This is a genomic window from Neobacillus drentensis, from assembly GCF_036965245.1.
In the GTDB taxonomy this organism is placed as follows: Bacteria; Bacillota; Bacilli; order Bacillales; family Cytobacillaceae; genus Neobacillus; species Neobacillus drentensis_G.
Genome location: NZ_JBALPG010000189.1, coordinates 1 through 241, shown reverse-complemented (window position 1 = coordinate 241; position 241 = coordinate 1). Strand labels below are relative to the sequence as shown.

The 241-nt window shown below is 36.1% G+C and carries 1 pseudogene; it reads right to left on the bottom strand.

Annotated features, from left to right (window positions below):
- A pseudogene (locus V7150_RS24820) lies at positions 1–120 on the bottom strand (LysE family translocator); the annotation flags it as partial.
- Positions 121–241: the final 121 nt, after the last annotated feature.

The following is a 241-nucleotide window of genomic DNA, read 5'->3' as shown; positions in this document are numbered from 1 at the left end:
TAAGAGGGCACAACATGTACCCAAAAGGGTTTTAATGCCACCAGACCTGCCGACTGTTAGGGTATTCTTTGTTGTCATGGCTGTATCCGGTCCAGGTAAAATTATGAGAAGAATACACATAAGGATAAATAAGTAATAATGCTGCACGCGAACCACCCCTTTTTAGATTATTCCAAAAACTTCGTTGTTATTAATTTAACATATTAGGAAACATTCGTGTAAAGAAAAAATACAAAAAGAG